Source organism: Streptomyces sp. MS19 (genome assembly GCF_047200595.1).
Lineage (GTDB): Bacteria > Actinomycetota > Actinomycetes > Streptomycetales > Streptomycetaceae > Streptomyces.
The window spans coordinates 22,566-42,673 of record NZ_JBJZOH010000032.1; the positions used below are offsets into that span (position 1 = coordinate 22,566).

Annotated in this window: 15 protein-coding genes, 1 tRNA gene, 1 other RNA gene and 2 pseudogenes; 10 read left to right on the forward strand and 9 right to left on the reverse strand. The window is 71.5% G+C overall.

Annotated features, from left to right (window positions below; all coding sequences use genetic code 11):
- Window positions 1-136: 136 nt before the first annotated feature.
- Entirely contained in the window at window positions 137-694 is a 558-nt protein-coding gene (locus ACL02R_RS23685; RefSeq protein WP_412798996.1) for a helix-turn-helix domain-containing protein, read from the reverse strand.
- Between the two features lie 75 nt (window positions 695-769).
- On the opposite strand from ACL02R_RS23685, the gene ACL02R_RS23690 reads away from it, so the two are divergent.
- Window positions 770-2,419: an FAD-dependent oxidoreductase gene (locus ACL02R_RS23690; RefSeq protein ID WP_412798997.1), complete on the forward strand. Its 1,650-nt coding sequence runs from the start codon at window positions 770-772 to the stop codon at window positions 2,417-2,419.
- A gap of 308 nt (window positions 2,420-2,727) precedes the next feature.
- Here ACL02R_RS23690 and ACL02R_RS23695 read toward each other — a convergent pair.
- From ACL02R_RS23695 to ACL02R_RS23725, 7 genes and pseudogenes are all read right to left on the reverse strand, one after another.
- Window positions 2,728-3,150: pseudogene (locus ACL02R_RS23695) on the reverse strand (PIN domain nuclease).
- Window positions 3,147-3,362 (reverse strand): type II toxin-antitoxin system VapB family antitoxin, encoded by a 216-nt coding sequence (locus tag ACL02R_RS23700; RefSeq protein ID WP_412798998.1) that lies wholly within the window; start codon window positions 3,360-3,362, stop codon window positions 3,147-3,149. The pseudogene ACL02R_RS23695 and the gene ACL02R_RS23700 overlap by 4 nt, the downstream one beginning before the upstream one ends.
- A gap of 105 nt (window positions 3,363-3,467) precedes the next feature.
- Complete coding sequence (locus ACL02R_RS23705; RefSeq protein WP_412798999.1) at window positions 3,468-5,906, reverse strand: helicase-associated domain-containing protein; 2,439 nt, start codon at window positions 5,904-5,906, stop codon at window positions 3,468-3,470.
- A gap of 479 nt (window positions 5,907-6,385) precedes the next feature.
- On the reverse strand, window positions 6,386-6,760 hold the full coding sequence (locus ACL02R_RS23710; protein ID WP_412799000.1) for a hypothetical protein: 375 nt from the start codon (window positions 6,758-6,760) through the stop codon (window positions 6,386-6,388).
- Window positions 6,761-7,019: 259 nt separating this feature from the next.
- Window positions 7,020-7,769 carry a PaeR7I family type II restriction endonuclease gene (locus ACL02R_RS23715; RefSeq protein WP_412799001.1) on the reverse strand — a complete coding sequence of 250 codons (750 nt, stop codon included), beginning with the start codon at window positions 7,767-7,769 and terminating at the stop codon, window positions 7,020-7,022.
- A 24-nt stretch (window positions 7,770-7,793) separates the two neighbouring features.
- On the reverse strand, window positions 7,794-9,425 hold the full coding sequence (locus ACL02R_RS23720; protein WP_412799002.1) for an Eco57I restriction-modification methylase domain-containing protein: 1,632 nt from the start codon (window positions 9,423-9,425) through the stop codon (window positions 7,794-7,796).
- Window positions 9,426-9,747: 322 nt separating this feature from the next.
- A tRNA-Ser gene (locus ACL02R_RS23725) sits at window positions 9,748-9,832 on the reverse strand.
- Window positions 9,833-9,917: 85 nt separating this feature from the next.
- Here ACL02R_RS23725 and ffs point away from each other — a divergent pair.
- The 6 genes and pseudogenes from ffs to ACL02R_RS23755 form a co-directional block, all read left to right on the forward strand.
- An RNA gene (gene ffs / locus ACL02R_RS23730) (signal recognition particle sRNA small type) lies at window positions 9,918-10,014 on the forward strand.
- A 29-nt stretch (window positions 10,015-10,043) separates the two neighbouring features.
- Window positions 10,044-12,008 (forward strand): DNA polymerase III subunit gamma and tau, encoded by a 1,965-nt coding sequence (locus ACL02R_RS23735; protein WP_412799003.1) that lies wholly within the window; start codon window positions 10,044-10,046, stop codon window positions 12,006-12,008.
- A 96-nt stretch (window positions 12,009-12,104) separates the two neighbouring features.
- On the forward strand, window positions 12,105-12,422 hold the full coding sequence (locus ACL02R_RS23740; protein ID WP_398842526.1) for a YbaB/EbfC family nucleoid-associated protein: 318 nt from the start codon (window positions 12,105-12,107) through the stop codon (window positions 12,420-12,422).
- Window positions 12,423-12,479: 57 nt separating this feature from the next.
- Window positions 12,480-13,079, forward strand: coding sequence for a recombination mediator RecR (recR, locus tag ACL02R_RS23745; RefSeq protein ID WP_362965087.1), 600 nt, complete (start codon window positions 12,480-12,482; stop codon window positions 13,077-13,079).
- Window positions 13,080-13,124: 45 nt separating this feature from the next.
- A complete protein-coding gene (locus ACL02R_RS23750; RefSeq protein ID WP_412799004.1) occupies window positions 13,125-13,829 on the forward strand; it encodes a DUF5063 domain-containing protein in 705 nt (234 codons plus the stop codon).
- A 25-nt stretch (window positions 13,830-13,854) separates the two neighbouring features.
- Window positions 13,855-14,115: pseudogene (locus ACL02R_RS23755) on the forward strand (winged helix-turn-helix transcriptional regulator); the annotation flags it as partial.
- Here ACL02R_RS23755 and ACL02R_RS23760 read toward each other — a convergent pair.
- A complete protein-coding gene (locus tag ACL02R_RS23760) occupies window positions 14,106-16,241 on the reverse strand; it encodes a SpoIIE family protein phosphatase (protein ID WP_412799005.1) in 2,136 nt (711 codons plus the stop codon). The pseudogene ACL02R_RS23755 and the gene ACL02R_RS23760 overlap by 10 nt on opposite strands.
- 250 nt (window positions 16,242-16,491) lie before the next feature.
- Between ACL02R_RS23760 and ACL02R_RS23765 the strand changes: the two genes are divergently transcribed.
- The 3 genes from ACL02R_RS23765 to ACL02R_RS23775 all read left to right on the forward strand — a co-directional run bounded on the left by ACL02R_RS23765 (window position 16,492) and on the right by ACL02R_RS23775 (window position 20,101).
- Window positions 16,492-17,763 (forward strand): aspartate kinase, encoded by a 1,272-nt coding sequence (locus ACL02R_RS23765; protein WP_412799006.1) that lies wholly within the window; start codon window positions 16,492-16,494, stop codon window positions 17,761-17,763.
- A gap of 299 nt (window positions 17,764-18,062) precedes the next feature.
- Entirely contained in the window at window positions 18,063-18,764 is a 702-nt protein-coding gene (locus ACL02R_RS23770) for a SigE family RNA polymerase sigma factor (RefSeq protein ID WP_412799007.1), read from the forward strand.
- Window positions 18,761-20,101: a hypothetical protein gene (locus ACL02R_RS23775; protein ID WP_412799008.1), complete on the forward strand. Its 1,341-nt coding sequence runs from the start codon at window positions 18,761-18,763 to the stop codon at window positions 20,099-20,101. Before ACL02R_RS23770 ends, ACL02R_RS23775 begins: the two co-directional genes overlap by 4 nt.
- Window positions 20,102-20,108: the final 7 nt, after the last annotated feature.

Here is a 20,108-nt window from a genome sequence, read left to right on the forward strand (position 1 = left end):
GCGCCCGGACCCCGCGACGTGACGGCAGGCAGGTCCCACGCCTGGGGCGCGCCGTCGATCAGCGAACAGGCGCTGTACGCACATCACCCGCCCGCCGTACGCCGCCGCCCGCGCCGTGTCGTGCCGTGCGTCGGGTTCACTGGTGCACGTGGGCGCGCTGTCCCTCACGGTCGAAGACCATGATCAGCTCGGCCGGGCCGTCCAGGGCCGTGAACGCGTGCGGAACCATCGTCGCGAACTCCGCCGCCTCCCCGGTGGCGACATCGATCTGTCGCTCGCCCAGCCACAACCGCACGCGCCCCTCCAGCACGAGGAACCAGTCGTGGCCCGGGTGCATCCGCTGGCCGGACGACGCCTCGGTCGGCTCCAGACGGATCTTCACTGCCACCGTGCGCCCGTCCGGGCGGCTCAGCGGCCAGGTCGTCCGGGTGCCGTCGCTGTGCGCGACCGGACGGATGACGACGTCGTCGTCGGTGGGCACCTCGAAGAGCGCGTCGAGACTCAGCTGGAGGGCGTTGGCCAGCGGTACGAGCACATCGAGACTGAGGGTGCGCTTGCCTGTCTCGACGCGGCTGATGGTCGAGGGGCTGAGGTGGGTGCGCGCGGCCAGCTCGTCGAGGGAGTACCCCAGGGTGGTGCGCATGCTGCGCAGGCGTGATCGTGCGAGAGCTTCGATGTCAGCGACTCCGTGCATGCGTCCATCCTGCCACTTCTTGCGGATCGCGCAAGCCTCCTTGCTGATACCGCCAGGCGCTGTACCGTCGGACGCATGAACGAGCACCTCACCCACCGTCCGCACCCGGTCCCGTCCGAGCCCGCCGAGCAGGCCGGCCACCCCGGACACCCCACCATGGAGCGCCACTGCGACGTCGCCGTCATCGGCGGCTCGGCCGCCGGTCTCGCCGCCGCCCTGCAACTCGCCCGCCAGCGGCGCGGTGTCGTCGTGGTGGACGACGGCACCCCGCGCAACGCCCCGGCCGCGCACATGCACGGCTACCTCGGACACGAGGGAGCCGCACCCGGCGAGCTGACGGGAATCGGGCGTGCGGAGGTGCGCGCGTACGGTGCGGAGGTCCTCCCCGGCCGGGTCGTGGGGGTGAGCCGTCGTGACGACGGCCGGTTCCGGCTCGACCTCACCGGCGGGCACACGCTGGTGGCCCGCCGCGTCCTCGCCGCGACCGGCCTGTCCGACGAACTTCCCCCGATCGACGGCCTCGCCGCGGGATGGGGACGCGGTGTGATCCACTGCCCGTTCTGCCACGGCTTCGAGGTGCGCGACCGGCGCCTGGTGCAGATCGTCACCAGCCCCCTGGGCCTGCACCCCACCCCGCTGTTCCGGCACCTGGCCGACCGGCTGACCGTCGTGCTGCACGACCCGGCCGGGGTGGACGAGGGAGCCGTCGCAGCCCTCGCCGCCTCCGGCGTCACCGTCGAACGCGGCGAGGTCAGCCGGGTCCGCACCGGTCCCGACGGCGAGGTGTCCGGGGTCGAACTCGGCGACGGCCGTGTCCTGGAGGCCGACGCCGTCGTGGTCGGCTCGCGGTTCCGGGCGCGCGCCGACGCGCTGGCCGGCGTCGGGCTCACCACCTCCCCGCACCCGACCGGTGGCGGTGACGTCCTCGCGGTGGACGCGCGCGGTGAGACCGCCGTGCCGGGAATCTACGCGGCCGGCAACGTCACCGACCCGAGCCTCCAGGTGCTGCCGTCGGCCGCCCAGGGCAGCCAGGTCGGCGCGATGATCGCCTTCAGCCTCGCCGAGGAGGATCTGCGCGACGCCGTCCGGCGCTCGGGCGAGGAGGCCGACTGGGACCACCGCTACGCGGGCCCCGACCGGGCGTGGAGCGGCAACCCCAACGGCACGCTCGTCCACGAGGCCACCGCCCTGCCTCCGGGCCGGGCGCTCGACGTCGGCACCGGCGAGGGCGCCGACGCCCTCTGGCTGGCCGAGCACGGCTGGCAGGTGACCGCCACCGACATCTCCGGCAACGCGCTCGCCCGGGTCCGCGCCGAGGCCGAACACCGCGGACTCGCCGTCACCCTCGTACGCGGCGACGCCAACGACCCTGCGCCCTTCGGCACCGAGACCTTCGACCTGGTCTCCCTGCAATACGGCTCGTTCAAGCGCACCCCCGACCAGCGCGGCCTTCGGAGCCTGCTCGCCGCCGTCGCACCCGGCGGCACGCTGCTGGTCGTGCACCACGACCTCACCCCCCTGCGTGACCCGGTGGACGTGGCGGCCCAGACCCGGATGTACGACCCGGAGGCGTTCGTCGGCGTTGACGAGATCGCCGCCGCGCTCACCGCCGACCCCGACACCTGGCAGGTCGAGACCCACGAAACCCGGCCACGACCCGCCGGCGCGGCCAGCACCCACCACGTCAGCGACGTCGTACTGCGCGCGACGCGACGGAAGGCCTGACCGCGCCGCCGGACCCGCCGGCGCTCCGGACGACGCGACGCTCGACATCGAAGGGCCCCACCACGACCGGCGGGGCCACCCTTCGGCATCGTGCCCGGTGAAGCACCGGCGGAGGACACGAGATGCGCACTCGTGAGGGTGTGGACCCCACACGCTCACCACATGTGCGTACGGGGGTCCGGCGAAGGCCGGGGGCATCCTGACCTGCGGCGGATCGCTCGGAGTAGCCCCGTCCGGACGGAGGAGGACAGGTGTGAATGAGACCAGAAGTGAGACTGCGAACAGCGGGAGTCCGGCGTCCTTCTGCCTTACTTGCCGGTGTCCGGTCCGTACCACTGAAGGGCCTGGCCGGTGACCGTCGCGATGCATTCGAAATCGCCGTCGCAGTGCAGGAGCGTCAGCCCTTGCAGTTCCGCCGTAGCGGCCACGACCAGATCCACGGCTCCGGCACTGCGGTGTTGTCCTCGCTTGGTGAGCGCTTCCTGCACCTGTCAGGCGCGGTCGTAGGCGCGGTCATCGACCGGCACCCATCCGAACAGCACACGCATGTCCTCGATGCCTTGAGCGCGGTCTGCCGCGGAGCGGGCGCTGTAGCAGAATTCGAGCTCCGTGCTCGGGCACGTCGCGATGAGTCCGGCGGCGGCTGCCTGGTCCCAGCCGAACTGCTCGGCGTCGGTGCGCATGAGGCGTGCCAGGGCGCTGGTGTCGATCAGGAACTGCGCGGCGTTCACCGGCGGTAGTCACCCTTCTTCTGGAAGAGCTCCAGGTCGAAGGCGCCGTCGGCGGAGGCCGCGCGCAGTCGAGCGAGTACGAGCGCCCTCCGCCGGTTCTCCAGTACCTCGCGCAGCGCGGTGTTGACCGTCTCCTTCTTGGTTCTGGTGCCGAGCGCTCGGGCGACATCGGCCAGCAGCTCGTCGTCGAGGTCGATCACGGTTCGACTCATGGGGCACACCTCCTGATATCACTCGTGCCATCAGCTATATCTCGATGGGTGACAGGTGTCCCGGCTTTTGTCGGGGAGTGCGGCCGCCGCGCCGCGGCGTGGGCGTTACGCCAGGTCGTCTGCCCACGCCGGCATGACGCCTTGGATGCGGGAGAGGGTGAAGACACGATCGGCGTTTCGAAGGCGGCACCACGCTTCCAGGTAGGGCGGGTCGAGTTCGAGGCGGCCGAGGGTGCGCACGGTGCGGCTGCCCGAGGCGGCGACGTACTCGACGGTGATGGCCGTGCCCCTGTCGATGGCGTGTGCCAGCTGGCGGACGTCGGTGTACGGCAGATGCTTTGCGTATCCGGCGACGATCTCTTCGGTGTCCGTGCCGAAGGGAACCCCGGTGCCGAATGGATCGGGCTCCGGAACGGTCGGTGGGGTGACCAGCAACCGGGCCGCCACCGCGGACGGGTCGACTGCGGGCGCCTCCGCCGTTCGGTGTGCTGAGCGCCCGGTGCCGGCCTCCGCGGTGGCCTTCCGGGGGGCCGGAACCTCGGCGGCCCGCCGAGGCGGCACCTTCTCGATGCGTACGGTTCCGTCCGGGGCCTCGGCGACGGGCGCATAGCCCTGGCCTCGGAGCGCGGCGAGGGTCTTGTCGGGCGAGCTGCCGCTGACGAGCACCGTCGGGGCGAGCTGTCGCAGCCCGAGTACGCCGAGCGCCCGGTGGGCGGCGAGCTCGGCCAGGAGCGCGGGTTCGTCGCTGTGGACGACGCAGGCGGCGGGGGCGATGCGCATGCGACCGTGACGGCGGGCGGCGTCGGTGACGAGATAGGACAAGGGCTGCGGCAGGGGCCCGTCGGCGACGGCGGTCAGCTCGGCCGAGATCTCGTCCGGAGTGCGACCGGTGTCCAGGGCGCGGCGGACGCTGTCGCCGCTGAACCGCCATACCGAGGCCATACCGCTGGTCTCCCGGTCGGCGGTCGAATCCAGGAGCTCGGCCAGGCGCACGGAGGGCGTGCCGGTGACGACGGCGGTGAGGTCGCCGCCGAACCGGGCCGTTCTCGTGGCCTCCGGCAACAGCCGCCGACATGCGACGGCCAGTTTCTCCCGGTCGCCGGTCGTCAGGGCCGCACCGAGCCGGGAGAGAGCGCCTCGGGCGATGACGCCCGTCAGCTCGGCCTCGCGGACGGCTGCGGCGAAGGGCGTCTCGTCGTGGAACGACGGATGGGCGAGCGGACGTTGCCAGGCCACGAGCGGACCCAGATCGGTGCCGACCCGCACACCCTGGCTTTCCGGAAGCGCTGCCGCCGCTGCGAGCAGCCCGCGCCGGGCCTGGAGGCAAGCACCGCAGCGAGGGGCCCCGGCCACGGCGGCAAGCGCCTTGTTGTCCTCGTCGCGGGACTGCGAAGGAGTGAGCTGGAGGTTCCACCATGCGTGAAGCAGGTCGGCGAACTGCGCTGCGGGTTCCTGCGCCGCCCAGGTGTCGTACACCGCGGTGGGTACGATGCGGTCGCCGTCGGTGCACAGCAAACCGATCGAGTAGGCGACCTCCAGGGTGATGCGCACCACCGCGTCGTCGGCCTGCGCGGCCTTGCCGATCCGCCCCAGTTCACGCGCGCCGATCCCGCCGGACTTCAGCCGGACCGGTGGGGCCGCCGAGCAGGCCGACAGGACCGAGGCGGCGTGGATCGCGAAGGCCGTGGCAGCCGCGGTCGCCTCTCGTTCCACCTCCACCTCTGTGACGGGCACCAGCTCCGCCACGGGCGGTACGGGATCGAACGGCGCACTCCAGTCCGGCCCGCGCAGCGCGAGTGCCACTTCGGCGGGCATGCGGCCCGGCCCGTATCCGTGGCGGCCGCGGATCAGGAACCCCCTGTCCAGGGCCCATCGCTCGCCCGGCGGGACATTGGCCATGGCAGCCCCGAACATGACGAATTCAGTGTCCTGTGGTGCGGACTTCGCCCGTCGCTCCAGCAGCTGCCGGGCGGCCGGAGGCGCCTTCGCGATCACTGCGGCGACGCGCTGCGGATCGCCATGGTGTTCCAGGACGGCGGCCGTGCGTTGCCGCCTGGTGCCGGGCGGCTCGATGCCCAGCGCTACGAGCATGCCGCGCAGTTCCTCGGAGGTCACGCCTTCCAGCAGCTCCTCCAGCGGTGCGTCCAGCCCGAGGGGCGCGTCCCACGACTGCCGCAAGGGGGCGACCATGTGGAGGTTCCCGTCCCCGTCCGGCCAGACCAGCGCGTGATCGGCCAGAGCCTCCAGAACGACGTCCAGTTCCCGAGAGGCGGCGGGTGCCGTCGCTCCCAGTGCCCTCGCCAGGGCGCCGCGCGACAGGGGAGTTCCCAAGGCGGCCAGGGCCTCGGCCACTTGGAGGCAGGGCAGCGGTAGCTGTGGCAGGACGAGCGCCACCGAGCCTGGCCGCAGGAGACGTTCCGCCGACTCCTCCATGGAACGTGGCTCCGGTGGCGCCAGGGTGTCCTTACGTATCCCGAGTACGCGCGACAGCCGTGGCGCGTCGAGACCGGCCAACCAGGCCGTCAGCGTGGATCGGGACGTCATGCGGAACACCTCGCGAAACCGGGAACACGGCTGGGGACCGGGGCGGCCCCCAGCGGAGCCAAGAATCGCGCATTCGACGGGTCCACCGTCGCCATCCGGTGGGGAGTTCACCCGCAGAGGGCGCTTGTCGACGGGGATGGAGTGCGGGCGACCCTGGCACGCCGCACGAGATGTCGCGAATGCCCGAGATGAGCGGGACTGGAACTGAGGCCAGGACATACCGAAGAACCCGGCCGCCGAAGCGGTCCGGGTTCTTCGTTTCGCCTGTTCAGGCGGGTGCGGAGGATACGAGATTCGAACTCGTGAGGGTGTGAACCCAACACGCTTTCCCATTCTCCCGAACGTCGTCCGTCGGGGTTCACACCCGTCCTGACCTGCGGCGGAACGAACCACTGGACGGTGGGTGAACCCGGCCGGACGGGGGTGAATGAGACCCAAACTAGGCGACTGGCTGGGGCAGCCCATGGCGGCCGAGGGACCTACTTCGGAAAGTCGCCCGCGAGCCACCCGTCTACCACTGAGAGTGCAAGGGCTTCCTGGAGCCAGGGGGTCGTTTTGATGATCGTGGTGAGGAGCTCGCGCGCCTGGTCGGGCGGGAGCAGCTCCGAGATCACATGGCTGCCGTCGCCGAGCCGGCTCCCGCTTGCGCAGTCGATGTAGATGTCGACGAGATCTCGTTTGGTGGGTGCCACCCCGATGAACGCAGTGCCGCTTGTCAGTGACTCGCCGACCTTGATCAAGTTCTGTTGAGGCCCGGACTTGGAGGTGGCGGCCGATCGCGTGCTGGCTCCGGAGGTGGGCGCCGCGTATGACGAACTCGTCGCCCGTACACGGATGGTGGCCGGGTAGAGCATGAAGGATGCGTGGCGCTCGGCCCCAGTGGCAGACGACACGGCGATGGTGATCCCGACGTCGGTCGTCGACCTGCGGGCGCTGGCGGATGTCCGCGAGCGATACATGGCCGCGGTGGAAGCGCACCTTCGCCCCCCGGGGCCGCGCCCGACGCCCTCTCCCGCGCCCGCGCCGCGCCCTGCTGTCTCCTCCCGTGCCTGCTTCCCCACCCGGTACTGGCCCTGTAATCACGTGATCACTGATGCCCTCAAACGGATCGATTCAGTGTGTCAATTCGTCGAACACATCGTCCGGCAGCGTCTTGATGTACTCGATGCGTGCACGGATGGCTGCCTCAAGATTGGCCAACGACAGGCTCACCGATGGCTCGACGAAGTCTTCGTTGCCCGCCTCGGCAGTGAGTAGAGCAACAGCGTCGTAGTTGCCTTCCTTGACCATGCGCTCGAAGAAGATCTTGTACCGGTCCACGTACGAGGCCCCCTCGAAAATCGGGTCAGCCTTGAACGGCATGTTGCCGGGCACCTTGACCGCGCTCAACGATCCGGGCGCGCGCTCCACGAGCATGATGAAGCCGAACCACGGCTTCAATTTGCCGAACAGGCCCCGCTCCACGGCCGTCTGGGAGTCGGCCGCGAGCCCGAGGGCTTCCTCGGTTCGGTTGTTGAAGTTGTTGCCGAACGAGGGACCTCGCTGAGACTTGAACTCCATCGCTGCGATCAGAGAGCTGCGGTAGAGCACCAGGAGATCCCAGTTCTTCGCCGGGCGAAAGTACGCCGGCAGATTATTGTGACCCTCCGTGCGCACCTCAAGGGTGATGTCCGGATGGGCACGCCAAAGTTTCGCCACGGCTTCCTGCATCGCGTCCATCTGCTTCCCACCCGTGACGGCTGCACGGTTACCCGTGTCCCTGACTCCGGTCACCTGCCCCTGCTTCGCGGCTTGCAGGTCCAGGCCGGTCCAGTAGCCGAGAACAGCGGCGCGCCAGATCTCGACAGGTGTCAGGTCGCTCATGGCCCTCTTCTTCTAATTGGATGCTCAGATGCTGCCGGCAGGCAGCCCGTACGCTTCTTCGGCCGCAAGCGTCGCGGCTGTCCTATCGCTGGCGCGGAACGCCTCACGAAGCCTTGAGGCGATGTCCTGGGGGATGTCTTCGGGGCGTGGAACGGCGATCTTCCGCAGGTACTGCGCCTGGAATCGGAGTGTGCCGCCACGCATTTTCACGCCATAGGCGCTCACGAAAGCCTCGGCGATCCGTGACAACAGCAGCCCGCCGAGCACTTCCATGTCCCACGACGACGAGACGATGTAGTACAGGTTGTGGTGCGGGTAGTAACCGCCGGGCTCCAGTACCGGTGTGATCTTGGCTTTCATGTCCTGAAGAAGCAGCTTCGGCCGTTCGGCGAGGCCGGGGTAGACCTTGTCGATGGTGCGGTGCCAGGTGTTCGGGTTCTTCCTCGCCACGAACCGTTTCTTGACGTTCGGGTGTGACGCGAGCGCGGCAGCAAACTTCGGGTAGTTTGCGGGATCCACGAGCCTGCCCTCGTCGTCCCACGGGTTCAGCAGCATCTTCGACGGCGTAGTGAGGCGACCTGCACGGATGTCGTCGGCCATGACGATGGGCGTCAGGCGATCTTGCTCGACGTCGATGCCGGCGTCCGGGCTGATGATGTAAGCCTTGTCGGCTCCGGTCGCGACACCGATGCTGACCTTCGTCGCGCCGTCAGCTTCGAGGGTCGGGAACGTCTCCTGAAGGTGTTCCAGGAGCTTGATGGTGTGAGGGGATCCTGCGGGCCAGAAATCGTCGGTCTCGAACCAGCTGGGCAGGCGCGCGCCTTCCCACCCCTGGCCCGACGCTTCCTCCACCTCGCTCCGCACGAACGACAGGGCTTCGCTCGCGGAGGCTGCTCCGAATACGGCCGTGGTGTCGATGAACGTGGCGCTGCGCTGCTCAGAGTTGGCCAGTACCGTGATCGCGGGATAGGCCGAGACCTCTGCTTCGAATGCGTCCACGTCGTGCATCTGCCACACAGACTCGACCGCGTAGCGTGAGGTCACGAGACCCCGCAGGTGCTTCCCGTAGGCGTTCCGCATCCAACGGTCGGCGCAGATGAACCCGATCTTTCCGCCGCTCGCGAGCACGGAGAGTGAACGCTCGTAGAAGCCGACGTAGATGTCCGCCCGTCCACGCATCGTTCTCCATGTCTTGCGGTAGGCAGCCTCGGTCTCATCATCGAGATCCTCGGTGCGGATGTACGGCGGGTTGCCGATCACGAAATCGACATCCGTCGGTACCTCGTCGAGAAGGAAGTCGCCGTGACGCAGCCAGCCTGCGGATAGGACTCGGGCCTCAGCCGGACTTGCCCCAGCGGCTTGGAGCATGTCCGCCGCCTTCTTTCGGCAGGTCGCAACATGCTCGTGCTGGAGATCGAGACCGTACAGACAGTCAGCCAGCGCCGACAGATCGGTGCCATGGACCTTTGCGGACTCGAGTAGGCGCTCCAGTACGGGGACGAAAAACGCTCCCGACCCGATCGACGGCTCGACGAGCCGCATCTGGGTGAGGTCTTTGTTGGCCGTGTAACCGACCAGGTCAAGAATCGTCTCGACGACCCATCGACGGGTGAAGACCTCGCCGTACTCGACCTCTTCGGGGGCGGCTGCAGCCATGGGTTCCTCTCGTCCTGGCTCACCAGACGAGCCTCACCTCAAGGCTATCTGTGGGCACCCCCGCCAGAGGACTTCTCGTACCTGCTCGGATTCGTGCCCCGATGGTGGCTCATCGGAGTCCAGCCTTCGCGTGCCTTCGCCCAGACGTATGTGGTGCGAGACGGTCACCAACTGAACCTCGGACTCACTCACACCCCAGGCGCAGTCGCGCAGATTCATGACCGTCCGGGCGCGCCAACTGAGACCAGAACTGAGACCACGCAACGACGAAGGGCCCGACCGCAGTGCGGTCGGACCCTTCGTCTGCCCTGGTGGGCGGGTGCGGAGGATACGAGATTCGAACTCGTGAGGGTGTGAACCCAACACGCTTTCCAAGCGTGCGCCCTAGGCCTCTAGGCGAATCCTCCGTCGCAAACGATACAAGACGACGGGCTGTGGTTGCGAACCGCTTGGGGGAGGGGGCGTGGGGGGTGGTGATCCGGTAGGGTGGGGGGCAGCCCCTCACGTGGCGCTATCTCGCTGAACTCCCCCAGGGCCGGAAGGCAGCAAGGGTAGGTGGGCTCTGGCGGGTGCGTGAGGGGCCCTTGTGTGTCAGTGGGGGCCTATATCGTCGGAGACGTGTCCTCCCTCGCGCTGTACCGCCGCTACCGACCCGAGACCTTCGCCGAGGTCATCGGGCAGGAGCACGTGACCGTCCCGTTGCAGCAGGCCCTGCGGAACAACAGGGTCAATCACGCGTATCTCTTCAGCGGTCCGCGTGGGTGCGGCAAGACGACCAGTGCGCGCATCCTGGCGCGCTGCCTCAACTGTGAGCAGGGTCCCACGCCGACGCCGTGCGGCGCGTGCCAGTCGTGCCGCGACCTGGCGAGGAACGGGCCCGGGTCCATCGACGTGATCGAGATCGACGCCGCCTCGCACGGCGGTGTGGACGACGCGCGCGACCTGCGGGAGAAGGCGTTCTTCGGGCCCGCGTCGAGCCGGTACAAGATCTACATCATCGACGAGGCGCACATGGTGACCCCGGCGGGGTTCAACGCCCTGCTGAAGGTGGTCGAGGAGCCGCCGGAGCACCTGAAGTTCATCTTCGCCACCACCGAGCCCGAGAAGGTCATCGGGACGATCAGGTCACGGACGCACCACTACCCGTTCCGGCTCGTGCCGCCGGGCACGCTGAAGGACTACCTGGCCGAGGTGTGCGCGCACGAGGCGATCCCCGTCGCCGACGCCGTGCTGCCGCTGGTGGTGCGGGCCGGCGCCGGGTCGGTGCGTGACTCGATGTCCGTGATGGACCAGCTGCTCGCCGGCGCCGCCGAGGGGGGCGTCACCTACGAGATGGCGACCGCCCTGCTCGGCTACACCGACGGGGCGCTGCTCGACTCCGTCGTGGAGGCCTTCGGGGCGGGGGACGGCGCGGCGGTCTTCGACGTCGTGGACCGGGTGATCGAGGGCGGACACGATCCGCGCCGGTTCGCCGCCGACCTGCTGGAGCGGCTGCGCGACCTGCTGATCCTCGCCGCGGTGCCGGACGCGGCGGACAAGGGGCTCGTCGACGTCCCGGCGGACGTGCGGGAGCGGATGCAGGCGCAGGCCACGGCGCTCGGCCCCGCCGAGCTGAGCCGGGCCGCCGACCTGGTCAACACCGGGCTCACCGAGATGCGCGGCGCCACGTCCCCGCGCCTCCACCTTGAACTGATCTGCGCGCGCGTGCTCCTGCCCGCCGCGTACGGGGACGAACGGTCGCTCCAGGCGCGTCTCGACCGGCTGGAGCGGGGTGTCGGCGGCGGGGGAACGGCGGCGGGTCCGGTGGTCGCGCCCGTTCAGCAGCAGCCGCAGCCGGTGGCGCCCCCGCAGCCCGTGGCACCTCAGCCGCCGGTCGCTCCTCCCGTCGTGCAGGCCCCCGCGCCTCCGCCGCCCGTGCGGGAGGCGCCCGCCACCCGGCCCGGCGCGTGGCCCACCCGGAGCGCCGCCGCGCCGCCTCCGGCGCCCGCCGAGCCGGTACCCGCGCCCGCCGCCCCGCCGCCGCCCGCCGCCGCGCCCCCCGGAGGCGGCGGTGATCCCTCGCGCGTGCAGCAGATGTGGCCGGAGATCCTGGAGGCCGTCAAGAAGCGGCGCCGGTTCAGCTGGATCCTGCTCAGCCAGAACGCGCGGGTCACCGGCTTCGACGGGGCGACGCTCCAGCTCGGCTTCACCACCGCGGGCGCGCGGGACAGCTTCGCGAACAGCGGCAGCGAGGATGTCCTGCGGCAGGTCATGGGTGACCTCCTCGGCGCGCAGTGCCGCGTCGAGGCGGTCGTGACCGGTGGTGGTGGCGGTGGCGGTGGCGCGCCCGTCCCGCCGCGTCCCGCCGCGCCCGTTCAGCAGGCGCCGCCGCCCGCACGGGCACCGTCGGCGCCGGAACCCGCGCCCCGCCCCGCCCCGCCCGCGCCCGAACCGCCCCGGCCGGTCGCGCCGCCGCCCGTCGCCGCCGAGGACGACATCGCGGCCGACGACGACCCGGACCTGTCCGACACCGCGCTCAGCGGCCAGGAGCTGTTCGTACGGGAGCTGGGGGCGACGGTCATCGAGGAGTTCCACCACGAGTGACACGGCGGCGCCCCCAGCCCGTAGGCTCGGGGGTGCACGAGACGTCGACGAGCCAGGAGTGAGGCCGTGTTTCCCAGTGGTGGTGGCGGGGTCGATATGCAGCAGTTGTTGCAGCAGGCCCAGAAGATGCAGCAGGATCTCGCGGCGGCCCAGCAGGAGCTGGCCGAGACGCCCGTCGAGGGCAGCGCGGGCGGCGGCCTGGTCAAGGCCACGGTGACCGGCTCCGGCGAGCTGACCGCCCTGGTGATCGACCCGCGCGCCGTGGACCCGGAGGACACGGAGACGCTGGCCGACCTCGTCGTCGCCGCCGTGCGCGACGCGAACAGCGCGGCGCAGGACCTCGCCAGGGAGAAGCTCGGCCCGCTCGCCCAGGGCCTCGGCGGCGGTGGCGGCCTGCCCGGCCTGCCCTTCTGACCCCACCCCTACCCTTCCGGATTCCCCGGGCAGCCCGGGACAGAGACGAGGCAAGCCGTGTACGAAGGCGTGGTCCAGGACCTCATCGACGAGCTCGGCCGGCTGCCCGGCGTCGGCCCGAAGAGTGCCCAGCGGATCGCGTTCCACATCCTCCAGTCGGAGCCGGCCGACGTGACGCGCCTCGCCCGCGCGCTGACCGAGGTGAAGGCGAAGGTCAGGTTCTGCGCCGAGTGCGGCAACGTCGCGCAGGAGGAACGCTGCCGCGTCTGCCTCGACCCGCGCCGCGACCAGGCGGTGATCTGCGTGGTCGAGGAGCCCAAGGACGTCGTGGCGATCGAGCGCACCCGGGAGTTCCGCGGCAAGTACCACGTGCTGGGCGGGGCGATCAGCCCGATCGACGGCGTCGGCCCCGGCGATCTGCGGATCAGGGAACTCCTGGCCCGCCTCGCCGACGGCGCGGTCACCGAGCTGATCCTCGCCACCGACCCGAACCTGGAGGGCGAGGCCACCGCCACCTACCTGGCGCGGATGGTCGGGTCGCTGGGTCTGCGCGTCACCCGGCTGGCCAGCGGGCTGCCGGTCGGGGGAGACTTGGAGTATGCCGACGAGGTGACCTTGGGCCGCGCGTTCGAGGGAAGGCGGCTGCTTGATGTGTAGGACAGCCGGAGCGGACGCAGGGACCGCAGGGGAGGCCACCGCGTGATGTCGAGTACGCCGGGTACGCACGACGGGCCGGGACAGCAGGGGACGGAAGGGGCCGCCGGGCCCGACAGCTTCGCCGTCCAGATCGCCGACCAGGTGGAGAGCTTCATCGTCGCGGTGGGGGAGGTCGCGAAGGGCGACGACCCGGACAGCGCGGTGCCGTACCTGCTCCTCCAGGTCTCCCAGCTGCTGCTGGCGGGCGGGCGCCTGGGCGCGCACGAGGACATCGTCCCGGACGAGCGGTACGAGGCGGACACGGGTCCCGAGCCGGACATGGACGAGCTGCGCGAGCGGCTGGCCACGCTGCTGGCGCCGGTGGACGTCTACTCGGAGGTCTTCGACCCGTACGTGCCGCGCAGCACGCCGGTCGCGTCCCGCATCTCGGACGACCTGGCCGACATCATCTCCGACCTGCGGCACGGCATGGCCCACTACCACGCGGGACGGGTCAGCGAGGGCCTGTGGTGGTGGCAGTTCTCGTACCTGTCGAACTGGGGGCCGACCGCGAGCGGCGCCCTGCGCGCGCTCCAGTCGCTGGTGGCGCACGTACGGCTCGACACCCCGCTGGCCGAGCTGGACGGTCTCGACACCGACAGCGACGCGGAGGACGGCGACCTGGAGCGGCAGGCCGGGCGCGTGATGGAGGCGGAGATCGCCACGCCGCTGGGGCTGAAGGCCGCCGGCGGCACCGGCGGCGCCTCCTGACGGTCACGGTCGGGGTGTGCGGACGCAGCTGCTCGACCGCATCGCCGACAAGTGGGTCAGCCTGCTGCCCGTCGCGCCGGCCGACGGCCCCTGCCGGTACAGCGAGCCGGCGCGGCGGCTCGCGAGCGTCAGCCGGAAGAGGCTGACGCAGACGCTGCGGCGCCTGGAGCGTGACGGCCTGGTCACCCGTACGGTCACGCCCGCCGTGCCGGTGGTGCGCGCGGTGAAGGGCTGGGCGGAGGCGCACATGGACGAGGTCCACGCCGCGCGGCACGCCTACGGCCGGCGGGCCGCCGCCGGTTCCCGAGCGGCGGCGGGGCCGGACGGGCTGAGCAGGAGGAGGGCGATGTCGTCGTCGCGGTTCTCGGTGTGGCGGGTGCGCAACAGCCGGTCGGCGAGGTCGTCCATCGTGCCGCCGAGCCCGGCGGACCGTTCGGCGGCGGCCGCGAGGTCGCGGGCGAGGGCGGCGGTGGCGTCGTCGGGGTCGAGGCCGGGGCGTTCCACGAGGCCGTCCGTGTACAGCAGCAGCACCGAGCCGGGCGGCATCGGCAGCTCGACCTCCGGGTACTGCGCGCCCGCCTCGATGCCGAGCAGCGGTCCCGGCGGGACGTCGGGGACGGTGATCCGCCCGTCCGGGTGGCGCAGCAGCGGCGGTGGGTGGCCCGCGGTGGCGACGACGGCGCGGCAGCGCGTCACGTCGAGCTGGATGTAGAGGCAGCTGGTGAACAGGCCCGGGTCCAGGTCGGTGAGCAGCCGGTTCGTCCGCCCGAGCACCTCTTCGGGCGGCTCGCCCGCGCTGGCGTGCACGGCGGTGCGGACCTGTCCCATCAGGGCGGCGGCGGTGACGTTGTGGCCCTGCACGTCGCCGATGACGACGGCGACGTTCCCGTTGTCCAGCGGGATGACGTCGTAGAAGTCGCCGCCGATGTCCATGCCGCGCGTCGCCGGGAGGTAACGGGCGGCGACGTCGAGTCCCGGCAGCGCGGGCAGTTCGTGGGGCAGGAGGCCGGCCTGGAGCTGGCGGGCGAGCTGCTGTTTCGCGTCGAAGAGGCGGGCGCGGTCGAGGGCCTGGGAGATGAGGCTGGCGAGCGAGGTGAGGACGGTCCGTTCGTCGCGGGTGAACGCGTGCGGCCGTTCGTAGGACAGGACGAAGCAGCCGACCGCGTGGCCCGTCGTGACCAGGGGCAGGAACGCCCAGGCGGCCTTGCCGGTGACGTCGGGGATCTCCGGGTAGCGGGCGAGCATGTCGCCGGTGGACTCCACGAACTGCGGGCGGCGGTCGTGCACCACCTGGGCCGCCGGGTTGGGCGGCGACTCCAGCGGCGTGCCGTCGAAGTGGTCGATGGCCTCGGCGGTGTACCCCCGGTAGCCGGCGACGCGCAGCCGGCCGCCCTCCGTCACGTACACGACGAGCCCCTGCGCGTCGAACGCGGGCAGCACCTGGTCGGCGACCAGCCGCACGACGTCCTGCACGCCGATGGCCTGCGTGAGCGCGGACGCGAGCTGGGTGACGCGCTGGAGGACGCTGTCCTGGGTCGCCGTCGCGCCGCGTACGGGCGCGGCGGCCTGTTCGTCGCTCGGGGAGATGCGGACGCTGATGCCGGACGCGCCGGGGAAGAGCCGGAAGCGGAGCGACTGGTCGGGCGGGCGCAGCACGAGGAACGTCTTCGGCTCGCGGCTCATCAGGGACGCGCGGTAGCGGTCGGTGTGGACGGGGTCGTTGAGCCAGGCGAGGCGTTCCCACAGGGGCGCGCCGAGCAGTTCCTCCGGCCGGTCGGTGCCGAGGAGGCGGGCCGCGGCGCTGTTGGCGTGGACGACGGTGCCGTCCAGCCGCAGGCCGCAGCAGCCCTCGGGGAGGCGTTCGGTGAAGTCGGCCGCGGCGAGCGCCTCCTCGTGGCTGGGCGTGCGGGTACGGGGCGGCGTCACCTCGCGGGCGTACCTGCCGGCCGTCATGGGGCGCCCGGCGTCGGCGGCGCGGCGCAGCAGGGTGGCGGCGCCCTGTGCCGCGTCCTCCAGCGACGACCGTTCCGCCGGGGACAGGGCGGCGGGGTGGGAGGGGGACCAGATGACGCCGAGCGCGCCCCAGCAGGTGCCGTCGTCGCTGATCAGCGGCGTCTGCGCGATGGCGAACGGGTAGGGCATCGAGGGGCTGAGCCCCGCCTGCTGGTTCTCCTGGCTGTGCTGCCAGCGCAGGCGCTGGTCGCGGACGGCCTGGGTCAGCAGCATGGGGGTGTCGAGGCTGATGCGGGACCAGGTGACGGCCTGTGCGGCGGGCAGCCCGAGGACGGACGCGAGCAGCAGCACCGGCTCGCCGGGCGCGAGCAGGTAGATCACGCCGCTGTGCCCACCCGTCGAGCGGACCGCGTCGACCAGAAAGCGGTCCAGCGCCTCGACGCCGGATGAATGCCCCATACCGGCACATTACGACGGCCGTGGGCGACACACATCCGGTCCGGGTGAGGAGGAGGGGCGTCCGCCGCCGTGTGAGGTCCGTTACGTTTCCCGCGCGTTTCCGTGTGGCCGCGCGTCCGGGCGGGCAGGGGTCGCTGCTGGACGGGCGGCCGGGCGGCGGCACCCGCTCGTTACACTTCATCCGCATCCGTCCGTGCCCGCCCCACGGTCACGGGGAGTGAGAGCACTGAGAGAGCAAGGAGCGACACACGTGGGCCTTGTCGTGCAGAAGTACGGCGGCTCCTCCGTAGCCGACGCCGAGGGCATCAAACGGGTCGCCAAGCGGGTCGTCGAGGCCAAGAAGAACGGCAACCAGGTCGTCGTCGTCGTCTCGGCGATGGGCGACACGACGGACGAGCTGATCGACCTGGCGGGGCAGGTGTCCCCGGTCGCGTCGGGGCGCGAGCTGGACATGCTGCTCACCGCGGGTGAGCGGATCTCCATGGCGCTGCTGGCGATGGCGATCGGCGCGCTCGGGCACGAGGCGCAGTCGTTCACCGGGAGCCAGGCCGGCGTCATCACCGACTCCGTCCACAACAAGGCGCGCATCATCGACGTGACGCCGGGCCGCATCCGCAGCTCCGTGGACAAGGGCAACATCGCCATCGTCGCGGGTTTCCAGGGCGTGTCGCAGAGCGGCAAGGACATCACGACCCTCGGGCGCGGCGGCTCGGACACCACGGCCGTCGCGCTCGCCGCGGCGCTGGGCGCGGAGGTCTGCGAGATCTACACGGACGTGGACGGCGTGTTCACGGCCGACCCGCGCGTCGTCCCGAAGGCGCGGAAGATCGAGTGGATCTCGTTCGAGGACATGCTGGAGCTGGCGAGTTCAGGCTCCAAGGTGCTGCTGCACCGGTGCGTCGAGTACGCGCGTCGTTACACCATCCCGATCCACGTCAGGTCGTCGTTCTCCGGCCTGAAGGGGACCTGGGTCAGCAACCAACCGCTCGGAGGTCAGCCGGTGGAGCAGGCAATCATCTCGGGCGTCGCCCACGACACCTCCGAGGCGAAGATCACCGTCGTCGGGGTCTCCGACAAGCCGGGTGTCGCGGCGACCATCTTCCGCACCATCGCGGACGCCGAGGTCAACATCGACATGGTCGTCCAGAACGTCTCCGCGGCCGCGACCGGCCTGACGGACATCTCGTTCACCCTGCCCAAGGACGAGGGCCGCAAGGCGATCGACGCGCTGGAGAAGCGCCGCCCGCTGATCGGCTTCGACGCGCTGCGCTACGACGACCAGATCGCCAAGATCTCGCTGGTCGGCGCGGGGATGAAGACCAACCCCGGCGTCACCGCGACGTTCTTCGAGGCGCTGTCCAACGCGGGCGTGAACATCGAGCTGATCTCGACCTCCGAGATCCGCATCTCGGTCGTCACGCGCTCCGACGACGTCAGCTCCGCCGTCCGCGCGGTCCACACCGCGTTCGGCCTCGACAGCGACTCGGACGAGGCCGTCGTCTACGGCGGCACCGGCCGCTGACACCCGGCCGCGCCGCCCCCGGGAGCCGAGTGCCCCCTACCGGATGTGAAGCTCCCGTGACCAAGTCGTAGGGCCGGATGCCTTGCTCAGGGCCGACGGCCCGGGGGACGATTTCCTCTCCCCGCACCGCCTGGAACCAACCGCGGTGCGGGGAGCGTCTTCAGGAGCCCTCCCGGGCCATCAGGACGCCCATCGGACAGGACATACGGGCAGGTGGTGGAAGTGAGGACGCTGGGCCCCCCGACCGTCATCCCGCCCGCGCCGTACAACCTTTGCGGGGGAGAGCGTGTCCAACAGGCGTGGCAGAGGTACTCGACATCACGACAACGCCCCCGCGACGCCTACCGCGTACAGCAGCGCCGCGCCTTCGGGGCATGCCGGTGATCGCCCCCCTGCCCGCCTCCGTGCCGTCGCCGCCCGGTCCACCGGCTCCGGCCGCAGCCCCCGCCGCCCGGCCCGCGGCGGGCCGCCACGCCGTGGGCGAGGCCGCGGACGGCACGATGGCTGAAGGCACCACCATCGACTTCCTCACCGAGACCTACCGGGCGCACTACCGCTCGCTGATCGGTCTCGCCGCCCTGCTGCTGGACGACACGGCGTCGTGCGAGGACGTCGTGCAGGAGGCGTTCATCCGCGTCCACTCCGCGCGCAGCCGCGTCCGCGACCCGGAGAAGACGCTCGCCTACCTGCGCCAGACCGTCGTGAACCTGTCCCGTTCCACCCTGCGCCGCCGCATACTCGGCCTCAAACTCCTCTCGAAGCCGCTGCCCGACATGGCGAGCGCCGAGGAGGGTGCCTACGAGAAGCTGGAACGCGCCGACCTCATCAAGGCCATGCGCGGCCTCCAGCGCCGCCAGCGCGAGGTCCTCGTGCTGCGCTACTTCGCCGACATGACCGAGGCCGAGGTCGCCAGGACCCTGGGCATCTCCGCCGGTTCGGTCAAGGCGTACGGCTCCCGGGGCATCGCGGCGCTGCGCGTCGCCATGGAGGACGCCAGATGACCGACCGCGACTCCGGTCGTCCACCGCGCGAGCCGCTGCGGACGGACCCGGTGGCGGGGTTCCCCGACGGCCCCGAGCCGCCGGACGACGCCGGTGCGGAGGCCGGCGAGGAGAGCCTGCGCCGCCTGCTGCGGCACGCCGTGGACGGCATCGCGCGCGAACCGGCCGCCGGCACGCTCGACCACCTCCGCCAGGCCGTGACGACGCGGCGGCGCCGCCGCAGGCAACTGCTGTTCGGCGCTGCGGCGTCCGTCGCGCTCCTCGGCATCGGCACGCCGCTCGTCCTGTCCGCCACCGGCGGCTCCGGCGGGCCGGGCCGCCAGGGCGCCGCGCTCGGCAGCGACCAGGGCGCGGTCGTCGAGGGCACGCACGAGCAGGGCGGCGAGCCCGGCGGGCCTGGCCCCTACCCGTCCGACGGCCGTTCCTGGTCCTCCGCGGAACCCCGCCCCGACGGCTCGGACGGCGACTCCCCCGAGGACGGCGGCGGCGGTCAGGAGGCGGACGGCGACAGCGACTGGGACCTCGGCATCGCCTCGCCGACGTGCGACCGCGGGCAGCTCGGCCAGGTCACGACCGTCACGGGCACGCCCGACGGCCAGGGCCGCGTCTACGGCTCCATCCGCCTGGTCAATGTCTCGGCGGACGCCTGCCGCGTCACCGGCAACGGCGAACTCTCCGCCCTGCCGCTCGGCGGCAGCTTCACCACCGCGCAGGTCCAGGTCCTCGACCGCACCGAGGGCGACCGCGCGCCCGGCCTGCCCGCGCCGGACGAGACGCCGGAGGAACTGGTGCTGCCGCCCGGCGAGGCGTACGAGGTGCGGTTCGCGTGGGTGCCGAGCACCGGCGCGGCCCGTTCGTGCGAGGTCGCGGCCGAACCGGCCGACGACGGCGGGCTGAGCACCGACCTGGGCGGCGGCTCCGAGCCCGGCTCCACACCCAGCGGCGAACCGGTGGGGACTGACCCGGACGGCACCGACGGCGGCACCGGCGAGCCCCCGTCCACCGGCGGTACGGGCGAACCGGCCACCGGCGGCGGCAGCGGCGAGACCGGCACCACCGAGCCCACCCCGCCGTCCACCGGCGGCACCGGCGAGCCCCCGGCCACCGGCGGCGGCACGGGCGAGACCGGCGGCTCCCAGCCCCCGGTCGACGGCGGCACCGGCGGCACCGACCCCACACCGGGCGGCACGGGCGGTGGGGGCGCCGAGTCGTCCGAAGGGGTGCTCCTGCGCTACACCCCGGCGGCCGGCGGGCCCGAGGCGGCGCAGATCCGCCTGGAGGGCAGCTGTTCCGGGACGGTCTACCGCACGGGTGTTCTGGAGGCCCCGGCGGTCTGAGCCCGGC